Consider the following 20,330-nt stretch of genomic DNA (forward strand, 5'->3'; position numbering starts at 1 on the left):
TTTGTTCGAGTTTCTGCATGCCGAGAAATATCAGGGCACCGCGGAACCAGCGTTCGCTGTGATATATGAGTTCCCGATAGGCGACACGAAATTTCCCACACCGACCCCGGTCCCCGTCCCTACCCCTTCCGCAGCGGCACGAGGCGCACGGGGCCCAGCAGCCCCGAGTCCATCAGGGGCCAGCCGCCGGCGTCGAAAGTCTTGTACTGGATGTTCACGAAGTTGATCTCCTCGAAGATCTTCCAGTTCACCTTCCTGCGGTCCATATCGGCGATGCGGTTGGCGGCGAGATTGCTCACGTCGATTTCCAGGCAGTTCGCCTTCAGTCTCAGGGGCTGTGTGAAGGTGAGCGTGGCGGGCAGGCTCCAGGCGCAGCCGAGAAACTCCCCGTTCAGCGTGACGCGGGCACTTTCACAAACTTTCCCCAGCTCCAGGCGCCAGGCCTCCGGCTTCGCGCCGGGAGCGTCGAAATTGATGGTGTAGCGCGCGGCGCCGCCGAATCGCTTTGCCTCCTCGTCGGGTGCGTTGGTCCACGATTCCAGCGTGACCGTGCGGTAGGTCTCGGGAAGTTCCGGCCCGCCCTTGAAGAAGGTCACATCCCACTCGCCTTCGACCGCAACCGCCTCGCCCGCGGGCTGCCAATAGGGCCAGGCCGCACCGGCGATCTCGCGTTCGGCGTAGGTCCGCAGGAAGCATGATTCCCCTGGCTCCAGCGCAATGCGCACCGCCGTGGCGCGGTCGCGGGTCTCCGTCTGCGCAAGTCCCCGGCGTTCATTCAAGGCATCGAGCAACACGACGCTCCTCGCGGGTGTTGCGAGGGTCCAGAAATCATCCACCGGCTGCGCGGTCAGGTTGGCGACAAAGTAGAGCCAGCCTTCCGCATGCTTCAGGCGGATCATGGACAGGCCCGAGGTAGCCAATGCTTCCGGCGCAACGCCCGCGCCCGACAAAACTGTCTCCAGCGCCTGCGCTTCAAAGATCTGGCCCGCGCCCGGTCGGCTATCCCGCACCGCCTTCAGCGCGGCGCGGCGCGCCTCCAGATTGCCGAAGCCGGGCACGTCCTCGGGCACCTTGCCGAGGAAGGCCACCGTCGCGCCGGCCTCCGCCAGTTTGAATAATTGCCCCAGGGTCTCGGGCGCCATGCGCGGCGTCTCGGGAATGACCAGCACCGCGTAGGGGTTGCCGCCGAGCAGCACCCGGCCCCGCTCCACCGTCGCGCCCTGCAGGATCGTGTCGGAAACATAGTCGAAAGAGTGGCCCATCGCCGCGAGGGCCTTCGCGGTATCATAAAAAGGCGTGCCGATGAGCCATTGATCGATGTTGTGCACCGTGAGCTGCTTCCGCAATCCCTTCGGGTCGTGCCACACATCGTTAATCGGAAAATAAAGCAGTACATCGTTGGCCGGCGTGCATTCCTGCAGCAGCGCCTGACACCGGGCGACATAAGCATTCAAGAATTTAAAATCATCCCACCAGGGATTCGACGGCGCAAAGTGGACCGACGCATAAAAGAGCCAGCCGGGCCAGGGCGCATCCGCCGGAGAGTAAGGCGTGCCGTGGTAGGCGATGTTATTGATACCCGCCGCCAGAAGCTGGTCAATCTCCGGCTTGCACTGGGACAGCGCCACCTGGAAGTGCTCGCCAAGCCAGGTGCAGGTCTCCGCCGAAATCAGCGGCTTGCCCGTCGTGTGCGCGGCGGAAGACGAGAACTTCAGCATCAACAGGTCGGGTGGTTCGTTGTCGAAGTTCGGATCCTTGCGCAGCCCCGGAATGGGAAAGCCGGAGGGGCCGAAAATCTCCGTCTCTGGAATGTCCGACGCCGCATAAAGATCGAGCAGGTTGCCCGGCGAGCCGTGGGCCTGATTTCGTGAGCGAGAGCCCTGCGCGTGGGTCCACTCGGTCCATTGGGCAATATAATCCTTCAGCAACAGATCGCCCAGCGTCGTGCGGTAGTCCGCCTTGATCCGCGCCACGCGGTCCTCATCTCCTTCCCCCGCGAGTTCGGGCAGATGGCGCCGCAGATCATAGCCGTGCTGCTTTTCGAAAGCAGACCAGAAGCCCGGGGTCCAGTCGCCGCCATATTCAAACGAGTCGTGGGAAAAGGCCCGGAGAGGCGCACCCTCGAAATGATCCCAGCCCGCGCTGAAATGGGCCAGGTAGCGCTGGAGCGCCTCGCCGGAATAAGAATTCAACACCCGCCCCGCGCCCCCCGGACCCGCCCGCTCCACCAGGCTTCCGGAGAATCGATAGTAGGCCGCGTAAAACGCAGGCGCGCCTTCCGGCAGCGTTCCGATGAATTTCCCATCCTCCACCTGATCCGTCAGGTCAAGAACGGCCCCATCCGCGCCATAGGCCATGAAGGCGTGGAGCGTGCCGCCTTCGGGCAGTCCCACGGCGTCGCCGGTTTTTGTGAGTTCCACTTTCGCCACCGTGAGCTTCGCGTCGGCATCCTCCAGCGTCACCGTGGGCCCGCCGAAGGGCCAGCCCGTGCCCGTGGGCATGTCCACCCCCATGCCGAGCCGCGCGGCCTCGTTCGTCGTGTGGGCCATCATCGCGAGCCATTCCGGCGAGAGGTGTTGGAGATTGTTATTTTCATTCCCTTTCACGCCATAAATGGGCACGATTTCCACGCCACCCAGCCCGGCGGCGGAGAGGGACTCCAGCCACGTCGTGAGGTTCGCCTTGTCCACGGCGCTCCCGAGCCACCAGGCCCGGGTCCACGGCTTCGCCATCGTGCCCTGCTTGGGAAAGGTAAAAGGATCCGACTCAGCGGGTGCGGGGAGGCAGGCCCCGACAAGCAACACAGTGGCAAGCAGCAGGCGCATGGGTGTCATAGCCCTTCGGTAAATGGACGGTTTATACAGCGTAATGATCGCCCCACCATCCTATCGCAAATGATTCCACAGGCGGAAGCTAACACAATCCTGCTTTGACATTTTCCGCCGGATGTGCCACGGTATAGCCGTGTATCGGGAAAGGCGAATCATCGCCCACAGATCGGGAACCCCATGAAATACCTTGCGATTGCCCTGCTCCTCTTTGCCGTATTTCAATCCGCCCCGGTGCCTGCCGCCGAGCTGCCCGGCCCCACGGAATCCGGCTATCGCCTGCCCAACGGCTGGCAGATCACGCCCGTCGGCACCGCCGTGCCCGTAAATGATCTCGTGACCAACCTGCTGCCCTCCCCCGATGGAAAATTCATGCTGGCCCTCAGCAGCGGCTACAATCCCCACGAGCTGGTGCTCATCAACATCGCAAGTGGCGAGCGCAGCCAGGTCATTGCTCTCCCTACGTCCTTCATGGGCCTCGCCTGGTCGCCCGACGGCACGACGCTCTATGTCTCCGGCGGAAACAACAAATCGAAGGAGGGTGTTCGCGCGCCCGTCTATGCCTTTGCCTACGACGGCAATCGATTGTCGGACAAGCCCATCCGCGAGCTCGCGGAAAGCGTCGCCCCCGATGACATCTATTGGAGCGGTCTGGCCCACCATCCTTCCCAGCCCCTGCTGTATGCGGCGAATCGCACGGCCGGCAACATCGTCGTTTTCGATACGGCAAAGGGCGAAATCGTCACCCGCGTTGCTACCGGGGTAAATCCCTATGATCTCGTGCTGTCTCCCGACGGCGCCCGGCTCTACTGCTCCAACTGGGCCAGCGACAGCGTTTCCGTCATCGACACCGCGAGCGACACCATCGTGGCCACCATCGAGGTGGGGGACAACCCCAATGACATGATCCTCGCGAAGGACGGACGCCTCTTCGTCTGCTGTGCTAACGACAATTCCGTGGTGGTCATCGACACCGCCCGGGGACGCGCCGTGGGCACCATCATCACCTCCCTTCACGAGCGCGCGCCGGAAGGCTCCACGCCCAATGCTCTCGCCCTCGATCCCGAATCGGAAACGCTCTATGTGGCCAACGCGGACAACAACAATGTCTGCGTGGTGGATGTGGAAGACGCCGCGGAAAGTGCCGTCCTCGGCTTTCTGCCCGCAGGCTGGTATCCCTCCGCCCTGGGCATGAGCCCCGATGGCGCAACACTTTACATCGGCAATGCCAAGGGCCTCGCCTCCTCGGCCAACATCCGCGGTCCCCACAGCCCCCTGCCCGAGGGCGAAGAGGGGAAGGGCACCACCAAGTCCACCGTGAAAGGCTCGGTGAATATTGTCTCCGTGGCCGACTACAAGGCGCGCCTGCGCGAATTGACCAAACAGGCCTATGCAAACTGCCCCTATAACGACGACTTGCTTGCAAAGGCAAAGCCCCGGGGCGCCGAACCCAGCGTCATTCCCGAGACCGTGGGCGCAGGCTCCGCCATCAAGCACGTGATCTACATCATCAAGGAAAACCGCACCTACGACCAGGTCTTCGGCGATCTGCCCCAGGGCAACGGGGACCCGCGCCTCGCCATCTTTGGCCGGGAAATTACGCCCAATCATCACGCTCTCGCCGAGCAGTTTGTCCTCCTCGACAACCTCTACTGCGATGCCGAAGTGAGTGTGGACGGCCACCAATGGTCCAACGCGGCCTATGCCACGGACTTTGCGGAAAAACTGTGGCCCGCGGCCTACAGCGGTCTCGGCGGTGCCCCCATGACCGACGCTTCCATTCCCGCATCGGGCTACATGTGGGACCTGTGCAAGCGCAAGGGCCTGACCTACCGCAGTTACGGCGAGTTCGCCGAGCGTGTGAGCGAGGGCGAAGCCATGGGTAGCCGCGCCCAGGGACTTAATGGCCACGTAGCGCCCCACTACCTCAACTGGGGCGCGCGCGACACGGAGAACGCCAAGGAATTCATCAAAGAGTTCGACGTCTATGAGGCCAACTTCGACAATCCCGATCCCGAGAAGCGGCTGCCGAACTACATCGTCATGGGCCTGCCCGAAGATCATACCGTGGGCAGCAGCCCCGGCAAGCCCACCATCCAGGCCGCGGTCGGCAGCAATGACTACGCCCTGGGCCTCATTGTCGAGCGCCTCACCCACAGCAGGTACTGGCCGGAAATGGCCATCTTCGTCATTGAAGACGACGCCCAGGACGGCCCCGACCACGTGGACGCGCGCCGCACCATCGGTTTCGCCATCAGCCCCTATATCCGCCGCCAGACCGTGGACAGCACCTTCTATACGACCTCATCGCTGCTGCGCACCATGCAGTTGCTCCTCGGCCTGCCGCCCATGAGCCAGTTCGACGCCTCGGCGAATCCCATGTATCGAAGCTTCTCCGACGTGGCCGATCTCGCGCCCTACACCCACCTCGAACCGACCACCGACATCAACGCGCTCAACGAAAAGACCGCCTGGGGTGCGAAGGAATCCATGGAGATGGACTTCTCCGAGTTCGACCGCATGCCCATGGCCCAGTTCAACGAGATCATCTGGAAAAACGCCAAGGGTCCCGACAGCGAGATGCCCCTGCCGGTTCATCGCTTCGTGGCCGCCAGCCTGGTGGAGGAATAAGGGAACGGCGTGTCCTCAGTCCGTCTGCGGACCCGCGATGAGATTAAGCAACTTGTCCAGGCGCGCCACGTTCATCTTGCGGAATTCCACCGCATCCTCGTGGGTGAAGAGGTGCAGATAGCGAAGCGCCAGCAGATAGAGGCCAACAAAGACGACACCGAGGATCACGATGGTCGGCAGGCTCGCGTAGGCACCCAGCCAGGGCGCGAAAATGCGATCGAAGCGCGGCGCAAGCAGGGAAAGGCCCCAGGCGCCGCCAAAGAGCACCGCCGAATGGCGCAGAAAGAAACTCATGGGGAAGTAGATGCCCCCGATGATCCGGCGCGCCACATACAACCGGATGGGAATGGTCAGGGCAAAGGTCAGCACCACGGCGGCCGTCGCGCCCAGGATCTGGTACTTCGGGATCAGCACGTAATCCAGCACCAGATTGACCACAATCGTCATATAAAGCAGGGGGGTCATGGCCAGCACCTTCTCCTTGGCAATGATGGCCATGGACAGGGGGACGGACATGAAACCGAGAAGGTGGATTACAAAGAACCAGCTCGCCACCTGTCCCGCCTGATTGTTCTCGCTGGGGAAGAAGAGTCCAAAGATCTCCGGCGAGAAAAAGGCGCCAAAGGCCGACATGGGCAGCAGGACCAGGATGAGGACTTTGTAATACGTGCGGATCAGGCGTCCCAGGCAATCGGGGTCGCGGGCATAGGACTCGGAAACGGCCGAAGTAAAGAGGCCATGCACCGCGAAGGGGAGGAGGGTGAGGAACATCTGGGTCTGGCCCACGCCGAGATCATAGATGCCCACCACGGCCGCCGGGGCCGACGCGGAAAGGAAAACCACCTCGGAATAGCGCTGCATGATCAACTGGCCCGACTGGTTCAGCAGGCTGGCCCATCCCAGCGAGAAAAGCCGGCGTGAGCCGATGGCCTCGTCGTCTTCGCCGTTCCAGTCCAGCTTCCCGAGGTAGCGAAAGAGCCACCAGGCTCCGTAGACCGAGATGATCGCCAGCGCCACCGTCTGGGCGCTCAGGGCCATGCCCGCGATCCGGTACGCCTCGGGGGAAAGCGCCACAAGGAGCAGCCCCACCAGCAGGAGTCCCTGCACCGCCGACTGCACCGCCGTCGCCGCCACGCAGTACAGCGAGGTCATGACGACGTCGAGGTAGTTGCGAAAGGCGCGCGCCGCCACAAACAGGAGTACCGCCCAGAGCAGCGGCGTGGTGCTGCCGGTGAACTCGCCGGAGCCCACACCGAAAAAATAGCGATCCAGCGCCGGTTTTGCCGCAAAGAGCAGCGCGCCGCAAACCACCAGGGAGGCGGCCTCCCAACCGCAGGTCGTGCGAATCAGGCGGAGGAGGCCGGATTTGTTCTGCTGTACTTGAAGCTCGGGGATAAATCGCGCGAGGGACGTGCTCAGGCCGAGTCCGCAGAAGACGATAAGCACCTCCGCCAGGGTTCGGCATTTCGTGAGCACGCCGTACTCGGACTGCCCCAGGTAGTTCCAGGTGATCCAGGAAACCACGGCATAGACAAACAGGAGCACGATCTTGCTGGCGATCGCCCAGGGAATCCCACGGAGCACCTCCCGCGACACAATGGCGCTTTCCGCCGCGGGGGTGACTTCTTCATCAATACTCATGGGCCAGATACACTTCCTGTTATTACTTCAGGGGAGGCGCTGCCGCCTGCTCGACGGGATTATACGTGCCACGGACCGCCAGAAGCCAACCGGAAGGTGGGATCGGGATATTCAGGCGAGATCGTGACTCCGGGCCGCACCCAGGCTGGGATCGCGCTCCCGGCGCGATACATCGGGCGATCCACACCGCAGGAGATCCGCCAGTGCCGTGTTCAGATCGGCGAATCTGAATGCATAGCCCGATGCCAGAAGCCGTCCCGGCGCCACCCGACGGCTCTTCAGCACCAGTTCGGGCTCGGTGCGGATGAGCAGCGCACCCAGCGCCAGCAGCCACCTCGGCGTGGGCAGGCCAAAGGGCGCGCCCGCGGCCCGGCGCACAGCCTCCATAAAGGCCCGGTTGCTCAGCGGGTTGGGCGCCGTGACATTAACCGCGCCGCCCAGCTCCTCATGGGCGATGATGTGTTCCACGATGCCGGCGAAGTCCGCCTCATGGAGCCAGCTTACGTATTGCCGCCCGCTGCCCTGGCATCCGCCCAGCCCCAGGCGGGCGAGGGTGCGCAGGGGTACCAGCGCTCCGCCGCCGCGTCCCAACACGATGGACGTGCGCAGCGCCACCCGCCGAACCGAGGGGGGAGTCTGTGCCTCGAAGAAGGTCTTCTCCCATTGCCGGCACACATCCACCGAAAAGCCCTCGCCCACGTCGCCCGTCGCTTCGTCCATCGCGCGATCTTCCGCGTGGCGATAGATGGTCGCGGAGGCGGCATTGATCCACAGGCGCGGCGGGCGCGCGGATGCCGCAACGGCCTCGCCCAATACTCGGGTGGAGTCGAGCCGCGACGCGTAAATGGTCCGCCGGTTGGCCGCCGTGTAGCGGCAGTCCACCGAGCGACCGCTGAGGTTGATGAGAACGTCTGCGTCGTCCAGCAAGGCGGTCCAGGGGCCCAGCGTCTTGCCGTCCCACACCTCCGAAGGGCTCCAGATCTCGCGGGAGGCCCGGCCGCGCGTCAGCACCACCACGCTGTGGCCCTAGTTGGAAAAGTGCCGATCCAGTACCTGTCCGAGGAAACCGCCACCGCCCGCGATCAGGATGTTCATGGCTGCGTGTCCTTTCTGGGGTGAGCTGCCTGTTATTTTGAACGCGTTCAAAGTTTACCACGGGCCTGCGAAAAGGTCAAGTATCGGACGGATCGGACGGATCAAGCGAGAAAGCTCCGATCCGTCCGACGCCCGACCACCGTTCGCAGCGGCCACCGCAGACCCAAAAAGTGCAACGCCCGCTCCCTATCTATAGAGGGACTTCCAAATCGCGCAGGAGCAGCAGCATGAAACGTGAAGATTCAAATCCAGGGTCCACGCCACAGGTGGCCCCCACAGTCGCCTGGGAATTCCGCAGGAAGGACATCTTCGCCCGTATCGACGATGGCCCGGAATTCTTCGTTGCCCGGCGCACGACCTACGGTAGCCGCGTGGGTCTGGCCCAGATCGGCCGACTTAGCGGACCGGTCTACGACCCGGCGGCGTACCTGGCCGAGTTCGGGCCCTGGGCCCAGTTGGTCTATGCCATCGGCGCGTCGGAGAGCGCGAACCGCTTCAACCGCATCAATAGCTATGACCGGGCCGCGTTCACCTTCGGCTTCTTTCAGCTTGGGGCCCACACCCCCAAGGACAATCTCGTGCTGCTGCTGCGAGAGGCCACGGCGCTACCCGCCTTCCAGCGCCACTTTCCCGAACTGCGAATGAAGGATGGACGACTTCACCGCGTTACTGAAGGAAGGGTCACCGATCTTGAAGCTGAGGTTTTCAATGCGCGCCACAACGAAATCCAGCTCGCCAACCTCATGGGCTACCTCAACCCCGACGAGACGCAACTGGACGAAGCCGAGATCATCCACGCGGCCCGGCTGGTGGATCTCTGCGAGACCTCGCCGGAATTCTGCGCGCTCCAGGTGCGCACCGCCATCCAGATCACTTCCCGCAAGTTTCGCGAGCGCTATCAGCGATGGTACGACCTGAACGGCCTGTCCGATTCCATTGGCGTGGCCATCGCGGACATCCACCACCAGGGCCGGGCGAAGAAGTCCCAGGTGCGGGCGGCCCTGGCCTCAACCACGCCCCTGGCCAACCTCACCCAACTCGGGGAGGACACGTATCCCGAGCGATGCCAGTCGCTGCGCAGCATGTTAGCCACGATGGAACAAAGGGGCCAGCTCGGACAGTATAGATATGATAGCGCCCAGGGGTTGTTCGTCCCGGTGTGAGAATTCGGCAGTGGGGACCGGTTTGCGCCCCGAAGAAGAATTTGCGCTAATTTGCGTAAATTTGCGGTTCAACTCTCTTCGTCGCGACCCTATCCCACGCCAGGACGGTCGGGTCGCCCCTGAAGCCGGGAATTGACAAGCCCCTTCGGCGCCATGCATCATTTTCAGGTCAGCAAGCCGCAGTACCCGGGGATGTGAGAGCAGATGCCACAGGATCGGAAGACCATTGCCGAGGCGCGCGCGCTTCAGGCATGTATCCAGGTGACCACGGATCCCGTAGAGCAGAACCGGCTCTGGAATCGGTATTACGCCCTTTCCGACGAAGTATTCCCCGAGGCGGCTGTGCTGCACAAGCGCTACAAGACCCTGGAGGGGGCCGAACGCAGCCGTTTCAAGACCGAGTATATGGAATTGGTGCGGCGGCTCTGGGCCGCCACCGATCCCCAGGCGGCCTATCCCGTATCGTTCTCCGAAACGCCCGCTGTCGCGCCCACGCCCCGCTATGCAACGCCAAAGTTGCCACCGCCCTTGCCGCGCCGGCGCCCGACCGTCCTGCCGAAACTTGCGGTGGCGGCGCTGACCTTGCTCGTCATGGCTTCCGGGGCCTATTCCCTCTGGCAATACGGTCAATCCCAGAAAGCGGCCTCGGTGAAGCCTGTGGCTACCCCGCCCCAGTCGACCCCTGAACCGGCGGCGAATCCGTCGGAAGTCGCCACGGTTTCACCGCCACCCGCGGGGAACGCTGACGAAAAGAAGGCCGAAGCGGAACTCGGCCCCGCGCCGGAGTTCAACCCGCCGCTGGAAAAGATTGACGCCGACCTGGCCCGGGACATTCTTCCGGCCTTTGCCCCCGTTCCGGATGAGCTCCGGGGCAAGGGTGATCGTCTGGTTCATCCCGGCGGCGAGTATTCCGATGTGTACGTGATCGAGAGCAACAGTCTCTTTTATGTGCGCATTCCCGAGCGGGGCGTGGTGGAGAGCCTGTCGAAGTCAGGCGCGACCGCCACCCTCAGTGCGGATGCGGCCAGTCGCGAGGCCCTGCTGGCCATCTGGAACCAGAATCGCGAAGAGCTGGACCGGGTGGCTTCGGCGCGCGAGAAAGAAAAGGCCAATCGCCTGGCCTCCTATCGCAAGGCTTTCGACCAGCAGGTGGCGGATCACGACAAGGCGGCGGCGGAAGCGCGCTGGCGCGATCGGGCGGCCGACTGGCTTGCATTGGGCGCGGAGCAGCGCAATGTGCTTCGGGCCCGGGCCTACAGCAACTGGCAGGCGATCCAGCAGGAGGTGGCGTCGATGCAGGAGCTGTACGTCATGATTTCCCGGGCCTACGCGGCCATCGGGATCAATGATGATCGGGCGAACCTGCTCAAATCGGTTTACAGCGCCTCCGCGCGCAATCGCGGACCGGACTACGAGGTGGAGGATGCGCTGGTCCAGTACAGTTGGGAGCGCGAAGACTGGATGCGGATGGTGGTGGAGTGGGAGAAGGAGTATTACCGGCTGAACGAGTATCTGACGAAAAACTATCCCGATATTGAGAAGCGCGTCGACGAAATCAAGCGGCTGGACGAGAGCCTTCCCGCGGAGGTGCGCGTGGCCGAGGCCACGGTGAATTGGGACGCCGCGCTCGATCCGCCGGCGCCCTCGGAAGAGGCCGGCGGCTTCGGCACGGGCTTCGTGGTGGCGCGGGGCATCGTCATGACCTGCGCCCACGTCGTGCGCGGTGCCACGAAGGTCACCGTGCTCTCCGGCGGCGGCGCCCGGCACGATGCGAAGATCAACACGCTGGACATGGGGAACGACTGGGCGCTGCTGGAGGTCAACGGCCTGGAGAGCGAGCCCATCCCCGTTTCGGTGGACAAGCCCAACGTGGGCGCGACGATTTACTGCATCGGCTATCCTCTGGGCGGCATCAAAGACAGCACGGACCCCATCGTGGGCAGCGGCAACATCGCCGCGCTTCAGCGCCTGGATGGCGATCAGCGCTTCATGCAGATTACCGCCCCGGTGAATCCGGGCAATTCCGGCGGCCCCGTGCTGGACCAATACGGTCGCTGGGTGGGCATTGTCTCCCAGAAATTGAACGACATGGAAACGCTCAAGGCCGCCGAGACCGTGACCCAGGGCGTGAACTTCGCTGTGAAGGCGAGCTTCATCCAGCCCCTGGTCCAGCCGAAGGGCGGCGTCCAGCTCACGCCCGCACCCGCTTCCACGGGACAGCCCCTGACCCTCGAAGCCATGACCCAGCGCTACGCCCCCTCAATCGTGAAAATTATGGTGGAATAGGGCACTTTGATAGCGCTCAGCGACATCAGGGACGGCAGGGACGGCAGATCTCCGGACTACTGCCGTCCCTGATGTCCCTGAAATCAGACATGGTTCATTCAGGGCAGAGAATCGGTCGAAATCTGGCGCGGCACCCCGGATCCTTGATACGATCAGCCCCTCGCGCTCCCTTACTCCCTCACCGCGCGCTCAAGGAATCCACCGTGAAAAAAAAGCAGATTGTTTTGTTGCTGGGGCTTATTGCCCTTGGCGTTGTTTTCTATACGCAAGGCGCCCTGGCGGGCGGAGTAGTCTTTGTCCTCTTTATTGCCGGGCTTGGCGTGGTGCAGGTCCGAAAGCTTTTTGCCTCCAGCGCGGGTATTGATGCGTTGAAGGCCCTTTGTCCGAAGTATGGCTTTGAGACCATGATTGCCCGTTCACGGGAACGCATGCCAGCCGGTGAAAACTTCCACTTTGTCGTGCTGGGCGACACGCGCAAGCGTATGAAGACGGCCACAAAGATTTTTGGCGGCGCGAAGGACGAAGACCCCGTGGTGATCTTCCACACGGGCGACATCGTGCGCGGCGGCACCGCCTCGGAATACTACGAGAGCCTCACACCGCTAATCGATCAGGTGGACCCCATCCCCGTGCTGTCCGTGCCGGGCAACCACGAGCGCGGGGCCTGGCGCGACTACGCCGCCTTCAAAGCCCTCCACGGCGGCGAAGAGTTCGCGTTTGAACTGGGCAACTGCCTTTTCGTGGGCATCAACAATAGCACCCAGCGCGGTGTGACCGACGCGGGCCTGGCCTATCTGGAGAAGGCCCTGAGCGGATCGAAGGCGACGCACAAGTACGTCTTCTACCACATTCCGCCTAAGTTCTTCGAAGCAAAATTTGTCACGGATCGTCCCCGGCGCGGCTTTAAGGGCAACGAGCGGGAGAGCCACCAGCTCTTCATCAAGCACGGCGTCACGGAAGTATTCATGGCCCACATCCACGGCTACGCCACGGAGTTAATCGACGGCGTGCGCTACACCCTCACCGCCGGCGGCGGCGCCAAGCTCAGTCCGCGCATTAAGGAAGAAGGCCGCTTCCACCACTACCTCGTGCGCCACGTCAACGGCGGCGAGGTACGGCGGGAGTTGATAAAGCTTTCCGGTGACCGCTTCGAGCGTATCGACGAGGGGTGATGCGCGTTGAGGTTGTGGACAGGTTGGACGGGGTGGACGCGCTCATTGCACTCCGTGTCCATCCAGTTCACTTCGTCCACTCTGTCCAATTCAAATTTCGCACGAAAATGATCCGTACGCCGCATTCGCGATATACTCCCATTACCAGCAACCATCAGGCAGCCTCGGCACCACCAGGAGAATTATACCATGCCCCGTCCGCCCCTTCTTCGTGTTATCGACTGGGAAGATGTACTGCGCTCCGGCGCGGATTTCGACACGTGGATGAAGGGTGCGGAGTCCCCGGAGAATCGTGACCGGATGGCGGCGGCGCTGGATGCGATGACGATTGATCCGGACATCGCGGCCGGCCTCAAAGGCCTGAAACGCACGGTGAATGTGGTGGCGATTGCGGAAGACTGGTGCGGCGACGTGGTACGCCACGTGCCCGCGCTCCAGGCCATGGCGTTGGAGACGAACAAGCTGCGGGTCCGCTTCGTGACGCGGGAACAGTATCTTGACGTGTTCACGCGCTTCCTCACCAACGGCGGTGAGGCCATTCCCAAGTTCATCTTCATCAGCGACTCCTTCGTGGAATGCGGCAACTGGGGCCCCATGCCCGAGGCCTGCCGCAAGCTCATCGCACGGGGCAAGGGTTGCGGCGACGTGGGCGCGGCGCGGAAGAAAGTGGCCGCGGCCTATGAGGCCGATCCGGGATTGAAGATCGTAGTGCGCGAGCTCTTTGAACTGGTGCAGACCGCCAGCGCGGACGCGCCCTGATCCGACGGCGAACGACAGGGCAGACTTGGCATAGCGCGGTCCCTGGCCGCAACCAGGGTCATTGCAGGCGTGGCACGACCGTCGATTTCTTGAATGAACGAGGTTTCTTGGGATCGTGTCGAAGTCTCTGCCAGCGAAAGGCTGATATCGGTTCTGTCTGTTTTACTTCGCGAGCTCTTCCTTCAGCACCTGCTGGTAGCCCGCCAGGTCTTCCAGTCGCAACAGCACCAGCCGGTCGATGCCGAGGGCGCGCATGTTTGCCGTGGTGGTGCGGCTGTGGGGTGAGCGAGCGTCCAATCCCTGAAAGGCCAGGGTATGCTTGCCCGCCTTGAGGTTGTGCAGATCCAGGGGCTGCCACATATAGTCCGCGTTCACGATGGTGAAATCCACGGGCGCGCCGAAGTCCTTGCCGTCGAGCGAGGCCTGGTAGACGCCGCCCATCACCGCTTTGTAGACCACGGCGTTGATCTGGTAGCGGCCGTCCTGCGCCACTTCGAAGTCGATCTCCAGTTTTCCGTTGGCCACTGCAGGAATATAGCTGATGCCGTTGCCATTCGGCACGACGAGCATGGCGGGTGTGGCGCGGTAGGCCAGATCTTTGACGGACAATTCCACATAGGGCGCGATGCGTTTCTCCGCGGGCGGCAGGGATTCAGCGATTAGCTTCGGCGGATACTGGTACCAGAAGGCCACGGAGCTGACCCAGTCGGGCCGTTCGAAAAACTGGCCCAGGTGGCGGGTCTGGTCCGTGAAAACGCTTCCCCGATGCTCGATTTCTACCTTGAGGGATTCCTGGAAGGGAATCGGATCGGGCAGGTGCCACCGGTACGCCGTCACGCGGTCGCCGGGAAACACGCCCTCATACAGGCTCACGCCGTGGTAGGGCGTGGAGAACTCCCGGAAGCCCCAGGCGTCGTTGAAATAATCCTCCGTGCCCGTGCCGCGCAACTGGGGCAATGCCGCGCCATCGATGTAGAAGAAGTCGTCTCCCTCGCCGTACCAGCCGATCTCCACCTGCTGCGCGGAGTGGACCGTGCCCACGTAGTGACCCCGCCCAGTGGTCTCCAGAATGGTGTAGTTCCCCGGCGCGGCGGGCATCGCCTGCCGGTACTCCGCATGAAAATAGGTCGTGTCCTCCGGCAGGGATTCATGCTTCTGCCAGTCGAGGTAATAGTAGAAAGAGTCCACCTTCAGCGTGGGGTGGTCGTTGGTGATGGTGACCTTGATGTGCTGGCGGAATGGGATCCGCCAGTAGCACGCGCGCGAGCGACCATGGGAGGACACCGACGCCACGGCGGAGGTGTAGTCCGCCCCCGCGCCATGGCCCACGCCGAAGAAATCGCCCAGGGGCGCCTGCACGCTGGGTTGCGCCGCGCCGTCATAGTAGATGCGCAGTACCAGCGAACGCCCGTGAAAGAGATCCTCCGCGCCCACCGTATTCCAGAAATGGGTAATGATGCCGGGGCCGTCCTCGTCCATCAGCACCAGCGTCTCCCCCGGGGGAATCGGGCGCGCATCGCCATTCTTCGTCAGGTCCTCATTCGAGCTGCTCGCCCGCCGCGCTTCAAATTGCTGCTGGCGCGTGAGGGCGTCGAGGAGGGGATCGGCGGCATGCGCGGCGGGTCGGCAAAGAAGGGCAAGTGTTACGGCCGTGGCCGCCATGAACCATCTCACGGGTAGGCTTCCTGTTGGGTGCTGGTTGAACATCTCGATTCATACCATAGCATACACGATGGCGTGGGTCGCAGGGGCGAGCAGGTGATTCGCTCTTGGACTTTAGTCGCCCGACGGAGACGGGAAGGTGCACATCCGCAATGGCGCCGAGAGTTTTCGGGGCTTGTAAGGGCCCTATAGTCGCGTACGGCGACCGAAGGTGGGTTAAGCTTTCAGGTTGACACAAGATCCACGATGCTATCGGACGGCCCTGCTGAGATTGAAGAATCTATCTTGGGTAAGCCCCAACTTTCTCGGGCCGTTTTCACGCCAACATGAGCCTTGCGGTCAAGCTGGAAGCTTAACCCACCTTCGGTTGCACGTTTATTTCAGACGGTGTGAACATGTCTGGGAAGCGTCCGCCCGGTCTTAATAGGATTGCCTTGCGGCGGCGATTCGACAAAGAAATCGGAGGCACCCGGCGTCCAGGGACGCCGGGTGCCTCCGAGGGGAGTGAGTCTTAGATTAGGCTGCGGTGTTCTTGCGGCGACGCAGGATACCCACGAGGCCCATGCCCAGGAAGCCGAGACCGGCGGCGGCGGGTACGGGGACGACGGCACCGGTGATTTGGACATTCACGTCACTTGATTTGTCCCAACCGCCTCCCGCGGAATTCCAATCGTAGTCCCAAGTGACCGCGCCATTGCTGTAGAGGAATCCGCTGAACAAACCATTTGCGCCTTGTTGCGTCGAGCCGCTGAGGGGGGCGTTTGAACTGTGCAAGAACAAGGGTGCGATGAGATTACTGCTGGAATCAAGCGCAGCCACCGTGAAGTAGTAGTTGGTGTTGCCGGAAACCGTCAGTCCAAGATTGGTAAAAGTCAACTGGGTAATTGTCAGGAAACTCCCGCTTGTGCCCTGGTAGTCAAGACCGCCTTGATATTGCACCGTACTTGTGGTCCACGACGTGCTTACGTCGGTAAGCGGCGCGGCAGTACTGGAGCCGACGTACAATGAGAAATTCGCAGTGGCTTCATCAACGGGATACGTTGTCGAGTTGATATACCATACAGTGAACTCATCAATTGTATAGGCGCTTGTGCCACTGAGATTGAATGTGTCTCCAACCAGATAAGGATCGACGTCACCCCACGCCACATTGCTTCGATTCGCGCCCGATGCGTTGTTGAGGTTGGCGGTCGGCAGACCGCGGTCAAAGATGATGGGATCCGCACCGGCAGCCCCTGCCAGTACGACGACCAGGCATGTCATGGTCTTTGCGACTAGGTTCTTCATGAGTAAATACTTCCCTTGCGTTGTATTTGTCATTCAGTTGGATTGATAGGAACCGGGAGAATAGGGGGACGAATAGCACGTGGGTAATGCTTGGATGACGGTCTCATAACCGTTGAGAAAGTTGCCATCGTCCGCTTCCATGAACGGCATACCACGGGCCATAGGTCAGGTACGACTTCCGCTCAACAGCGCCAGCAGTCTCTCCAGCGGCCTGTTGCCCGCCGCGTTGGAGACTGTCCAGAACCTACCACTGACAGCACGACACGAAGTGGTAAAGCACTATGCGGACATCCGATGCTCTCCGCCATATTGCCAAATCCTTTCCCCAAGTCTGGCAAGGTAGTGCGAAGACGGTCCACTCGAAGTAGAGCCAAACGTCGAAAACTCTTGGCCTTCGGCGATAGGGCCTTTTCATGGGAAAAGAAGAACGACGCGATTGGTTCCCAATATACCGCCCAATCCAGTCCCGATGTTCCCACCTACATCGATTTTCTTCGCACGACTCCTGAAGCAATGCAAGAATCGCGCCCGAATAGATGCGTTGACCTAAGCACACTAATACAAAACGTTTACGGCCATATGAATCTGCCCGGTATTGCAGGTTTGACACAAAAGCGCCACAGAATTTTGTCTTTTTTGACAAATATCTGCCATCCGGTAACTCGTCGATTCGACTTTCGGGGCGCCAGGCTACACACACCCGTGTGAAACTGGGACCGTACATCGCCGCGGGTGGGGCAGGGAATTCCGTCGTTGGTTTTCTGGTTGTGCTCTCGTATACTCCTCTGAACAATCTCACCTGGAAGGAGTGCAGCACCATGTTGAGGAAATCCGCTAAGTTCCTAATCTACACCGTCGCCTTCGTGACCCTTTGTACCGTCGTCCCGGCCGAAACGGTTTTCCCCGGGGCGCAGTGGGCGCGGAAGAGTCCCGCCGAGGCCGGCATGGAATCGTCGCGGCTGGATGCCATCGCGACGCAGCTCGGTGGACGGGGCTGCGTCATCAAGGATGGCTACGTCGTGAAAGAATGGGGTGATCAGGCCGAATCGAAGGACTGGCTGTCCTCCGTGAAGCCTGTGATCAGCACGTTGCTCTTTTTCGCGATCGAGGAGGGCCGGGTGAAGAGCGTGGACCAGCCGATTGCCGAGTTTGGTTGGGAACTGCAACCGCGTCATCAGGGAATCACCTTTCGCCACCTCGGCGCGATGAACAGCGGCTACGCGCGACCCGAAGGACCGGGCGAGGCCTGGGCCTACAACGACTTCGCCATTCAGCTCTACCAGAAGACCCTCTTCGACAAGGTCTTCCAGGCCCATGGAAACGATGTGGCCTCCGCGCCGGAGCGCCTGGGCCCTCTGGGCTTTGAGGATGGTCTCCGCTTTTCCGACAAGCATCGCATGAAGGCGTCGGTCCGTGATTTTTCACGCATCGTCTGGTTCTGGTGTCAGAAGGGCAACTGGAACGGTGCGCAACTGCTGCCCAGGAAGTATTTTGACGAGTACATGAAACCCCAGACCGCGAAAGACCTGCCCCAGACGCTGGAGGACGGTAAGGACGATGACTACCTCGCCCTGGGCTCTTTCGGCGGTGGCTCGGACCACTTCACCCAGCAGGGGCCGGGCATTTACGGGTTCAACTGGTGGTTCAACGACACGGGTCGCCTCAACCCCGATTCCCTCACCTGGCCCGATGCTCCGGCGGACACGGTCATGTCCCTGGGTGCCGGGGGCAATTGCAGCGCCTTTATTCCCAGTCTGAACGTGGCCGTGATCGCGGCCCAGGCCGATTGGGGCGCGATCAAGGCGGGCGACCCGGAGGCGAAGCAGAATCAGGTGTTGAAACTGCTCACGGAAGCCACAACGTCCACCACGGAGATCGCTGCGGCGCCGGAAGAAACGCCCGCAGTTATTAGTGGCACGCTCCAGAAGTGGCAGCCGGTCACCGTGGACTTTTCGGGACCCCAGGCCAACGCCTCCGACAACGAGCCCAACCCCTTTCTGGACTATCGCCTGACCGTCACGTTTACTTCGCCCTCGGGCAAGAAGCTGGATGTTCCGGGCTTCTTCGCGGGCGATGGCGCGGGCGGGCTCTCGGGCAATGTGTGGCGCGCGATCCTCGCGCCGGACGAGATCGGCGAATGGAAGTTTAAAGCGTCGTTTCGCGAAGGTAAGAATTGTTCCGTGAGTCTCGACAAGGTCACGGGCAAATCGACGGGATTCAACGGAGCTTCCGGCAAGCTTGCTGTCGCCGCCGCGCCGGAGGACGCGCCCGACTTTTATCGCTGGGGCCGCCTCGAATATGTGAAGGCCCACTACCTCAAATTCCGCGATGGTGGCTATTGGCTCAAGGGTGGCACGGACGAGCCGGAAGACCTGCTGGGCTATCTGGGCTTCGCCAACACAGAGCCGGGCAAGTTTGGCGGCCACACCTTTGCCAATCACGCGCAGGACTGGCGCGAGGGCGATCCCGACTGGGACGGCGGCAAGGGTAAGAACATCATCGGCGCGTTGAATTACCTGGCCGATCAGAAGGTCAACAGCATCTACTTCATGCCCATGAACATTGGCGGCGACGGCAAAAACGCGCACCCCTATTTAACACCGATTAACCTCAACGGAAACCCGGAGAACGACAATCTCCACTTTGACCTGACGAAGCTGCACCAGTGGGGCATCATGCTGGGGCACGCCCAGCGGCGCGGGCTCATGCTCCATTTCGTGTTGAACGAAGCGGAGGAGCGCAACAAAATCGAGCTCGACGGCGGTCACCTGGGCCTGGAGCGCAAACTTTACTACCGCGAGCTGGTGGCGCGCTTCGGCCACCACCCCGCGCTGCTGTGGAACCTCTGCGAGGAGTACAACCTGAACTACAACCTCGGGCCCTCCCTGGTCAAGGAATACGCCCGTTACCTCAAGGCTATCGACCCCTACGACAACCCCATTACCGTGCACCACTCCAGCACGCTGGACAAGACCTGGACTGAGTTCCTCGGCGATGACCATTTCCCCGTGGGCTCCTTCCAAATCAACGATGTAAGTCTGGTCGAAGTCTGGCGGGAAAAATCCGTCGCGGCGGGCCTGCCTCTCGTCATCGGCATGGACGAGTACTTTCCCGATACGACCAGCCCGGAAAACACGCCGCGCCAGCGCCGGGAATACCTCTGGCCCATCTACTTTTCCGGCGGCAACGTGGAGTTTATCCTGTCGGACCTGCTCAAGACCGACGACTTCCGTAAGTGGGAAGAACTCTGGAAATCCATGGCCATCGCGCGCGCCTTCATGGAGACCCTGCCCTTCTGGGAGATGACGCCTTCGGACGGTCTCCTGAGTGGATCCTCCGTCTTCGAGGGCGCCAACAACAAACTGCCCGGACAAGTCTTCGTGAAACCGGGCGAGATCTATGCGGTCTATTTACCGCTGGCCGAACAAACGGGTACGCTGGACCTCAGCGGCGCGACAGGAGCGTTCACGATGCAGTGGTTCAACCCGCGCACGGGCGAGTACGTCGGCGAAGCGCGTGAGATTGCGGGCGGCGGCGCTGTGGAATTGGGCCCAGTGCCGAGTGAGCCGGGCGAGGATTGGGTGGCGCTGGTGAAGCGGAAGTAACAGTAACGGGCCAGGAAACAATCGAAGTCAACGCTGGGGCTTACCCCCCCTACCCCCCCGCAAGCGGGGGGGACCTGACTCATGGAGCAGTCTTGTTGGTTCCCCCCGCTTGCGGGGGGGGGCAGGGGGGAGGACCTGTAACGATTTTCATCATCTAGGTTTGAGGGGATGCCTCATGATGGACTGCTCTGAAAACTGGAG

The 20,330-nt window shown here is 61.8% G+C and carries 10 protein-coding genes and 1 pseudogene; 6 read left to right on the forward strand and 5 right to left on the reverse strand.

Annotation, left to right across the window (positions count from 1 at the left end; translation table 11 throughout):
- Window positions 1-119: 119 nt before the first annotated feature.
- A complete protein-coding gene (locus tag JNK74_21925) occupies window positions 120-2,825 on the reverse strand; it encodes a hypothetical protein (GenBank protein MBL7648845.1) in 2,706 nt (901 codons plus the stop codon).
- Window positions 2,826-3,008: 183 nt separating this feature from the next.
- Between JNK74_21925 and JNK74_21930 the strand changes: the two genes are divergently transcribed.
- On the forward strand, window positions 3,009-5,459 hold the full coding sequence (locus JNK74_21930) for a bifunctional YncE family protein/alkaline phosphatase family protein (protein ID MBL7648846.1): 2,451 nt from the start codon (window positions 3,009-3,011) through the stop codon (window positions 5,457-5,459).
- Window positions 5,460-5,474: 15 nt separating this feature from the next.
- Here the strand turns inward: JNK74_21930 and JNK74_21935 are convergent, their stop codons facing one another.
- Together JNK74_21935 and JNK74_21940 are read right to left on the reverse strand one after the other, a co-directional pair.
- Window positions 5,475-7,100, reverse strand: coding sequence for an oligosaccharide flippase family protein (locus JNK74_21935; GenBank protein MBL7648847.1), 1,626 nt, complete (start codon window positions 7,098-7,100; stop codon window positions 5,475-5,477).
- 111 nt (window positions 7,101-7,211) lie between these two features.
- Window positions 7,212-8,195, reverse strand: a pseudogene (locus tag JNK74_21940) (TIGR01777 family oxidoreductase).
- A 227-nt stretch (window positions 8,196-8,422) separates the two neighbouring features.
- Between JNK74_21940 and JNK74_21945 the strand changes: the two are divergent.
- The 4 genes from JNK74_21945 to JNK74_21960 all read left to right on the forward strand — a co-directional run bounded on the left by JNK74_21945 (window position 8,423) and on the right by JNK74_21960 (window position 13,575).
- The gene (locus JNK74_21945) at window positions 8,423-9,358 is read left to right on the forward strand and encodes a hypothetical protein (GenBank protein ID MBL7648848.1); all 936 of its coding nucleotides are present in this window, start codon (window positions 8,423-8,425) and stop codon (window positions 9,356-9,358) included.
- Between the two features lie 204 nt (window positions 9,359-9,562).
- Window positions 9,563-11,644, forward strand: coding sequence for a trypsin-like peptidase domain-containing protein (locus tag JNK74_21950; protein ID MBL7648849.1), 2,082 nt, complete (start codon window positions 9,563-9,565; stop codon window positions 11,642-11,644).
- Window positions 11,645-11,847: 203 nt separating this feature from the next.
- Window positions 11,848-12,816 (forward strand): metallophosphoesterase, encoded by a 969-nt coding sequence (locus JNK74_21955; GenBank protein MBL7648850.1) that lies wholly within the window; start codon window positions 11,848-11,850, stop codon window positions 12,814-12,816.
- Window positions 12,817-13,005: 189 nt separating this feature from the next.
- The gene (locus JNK74_21960; protein MBL7648851.1) at window positions 13,006-13,575 is read left to right on the forward strand and encodes a thioredoxin family protein; all 570 of its coding nucleotides are present in this window, start codon (window positions 13,006-13,008) and stop codon (window positions 13,573-13,575) included.
- 162 nt (window positions 13,576-13,737) lie between these two features.
- Here JNK74_21960 and JNK74_21965 read toward each other — a convergent pair whose 3' ends face one another.
- Both JNK74_21965 and JNK74_21970 read right to left on the reverse strand, forming a co-directional pair.
- The gene (locus JNK74_21965) at window positions 13,738-15,249 is read right to left on the reverse strand and encodes a DUF2961 domain-containing protein (GenBank protein MBL7648852.1); all 1,512 of its coding nucleotides are present in this window, start codon (window positions 15,247-15,249) and stop codon (window positions 13,738-13,740) included.
- A 504-nt stretch (window positions 15,250-15,753) separates the two neighbouring features.
- Window positions 15,754-16,524, reverse strand: coding sequence for a hypothetical protein (locus JNK74_21970; GenBank protein MBL7648853.1), 771 nt, complete (start codon window positions 16,522-16,524; stop codon window positions 15,754-15,756).
- A gap of 818 nt (window positions 16,525-17,342) precedes the next feature.
- On the opposite strand from JNK74_21970, the gene JNK74_21975 reads away from it, so the two are divergent.
- Window positions 17,343-20,129: a DUF5060 domain-containing protein gene (locus tag JNK74_21975; GenBank protein MBL7648854.1), complete on the forward strand. Its 2,787-nt coding sequence runs from the start codon at window positions 17,343-17,345 to the stop codon at window positions 20,127-20,129.
- Window positions 20,130-20,330: the final 201 nt, after the last annotated feature.

The organism is Candidatus Hydrogenedentota bacterium, from assembly GCA_016791475.1.
Taxonomy (GTDB): Bacteria; Hydrogenedentota; Hydrogenedentia; order Hydrogenedentales; family JAEUWI01; genus JAEUWI01.

What these genes read in the sequence shown, in the direction of transcription:
- JNK74_21925 (MBL7648845.1), bottom strand. Translation starts at nt 2,825, where the DNA reads ATGCGCCTGCTGCTTGCCACTGTGTTGCTTGTCGGGGCCTGCCTCCCC.
- JNK74_21930 (MBL7648846.1), top strand. Translation starts at nt 3,009, where the DNA reads ATGAAATACCTTGCGATTGCCCTGCTCCTCTTTGCCGTATTTCAATCC.
- JNK74_21935 (MBL7648847.1), bottom strand. Translation starts at nt 7,100, where the DNA reads ATGAGTATTGATGAAGAAGTCACCCCCGCGGCGGAAAGCGCCATTGTG.
- JNK74_21945 (MBL7648848.1), top strand. Translation starts at nt 8,423, where the DNA reads ATGAAACGTGAAGATTCAAATCCAGGGTCCACGCCACAGGTGGCCCCC.
- JNK74_21950 (MBL7648849.1), top strand. Translation starts at nt 9,563, where the DNA reads ATGCCACAGGATCGGAAGACCATTGCCGAGGCGCGCGCGCTTCAGGCA.
- JNK74_21960 (MBL7648851.1), top strand. Translation starts at nt 13,006, where the DNA reads ATGCCCCGTCCGCCCCTTCTTCGTGTTATCGACTGGGAAGATGTACTG.
- JNK74_21970 (MBL7648853.1), bottom strand. Translation starts at nt 16,524, where the DNA reads ATGAAGAACCTAGTCGCAAAGACCATGACATGCCTGGTCGTCGTACTG.
- JNK74_21975 (MBL7648854.1), top strand. Translation starts at nt 17,343, where the DNA reads ATGTTGAGGAAATCCGCTAAGTTCCTAATCTACACCGTCGCCTTCGTG.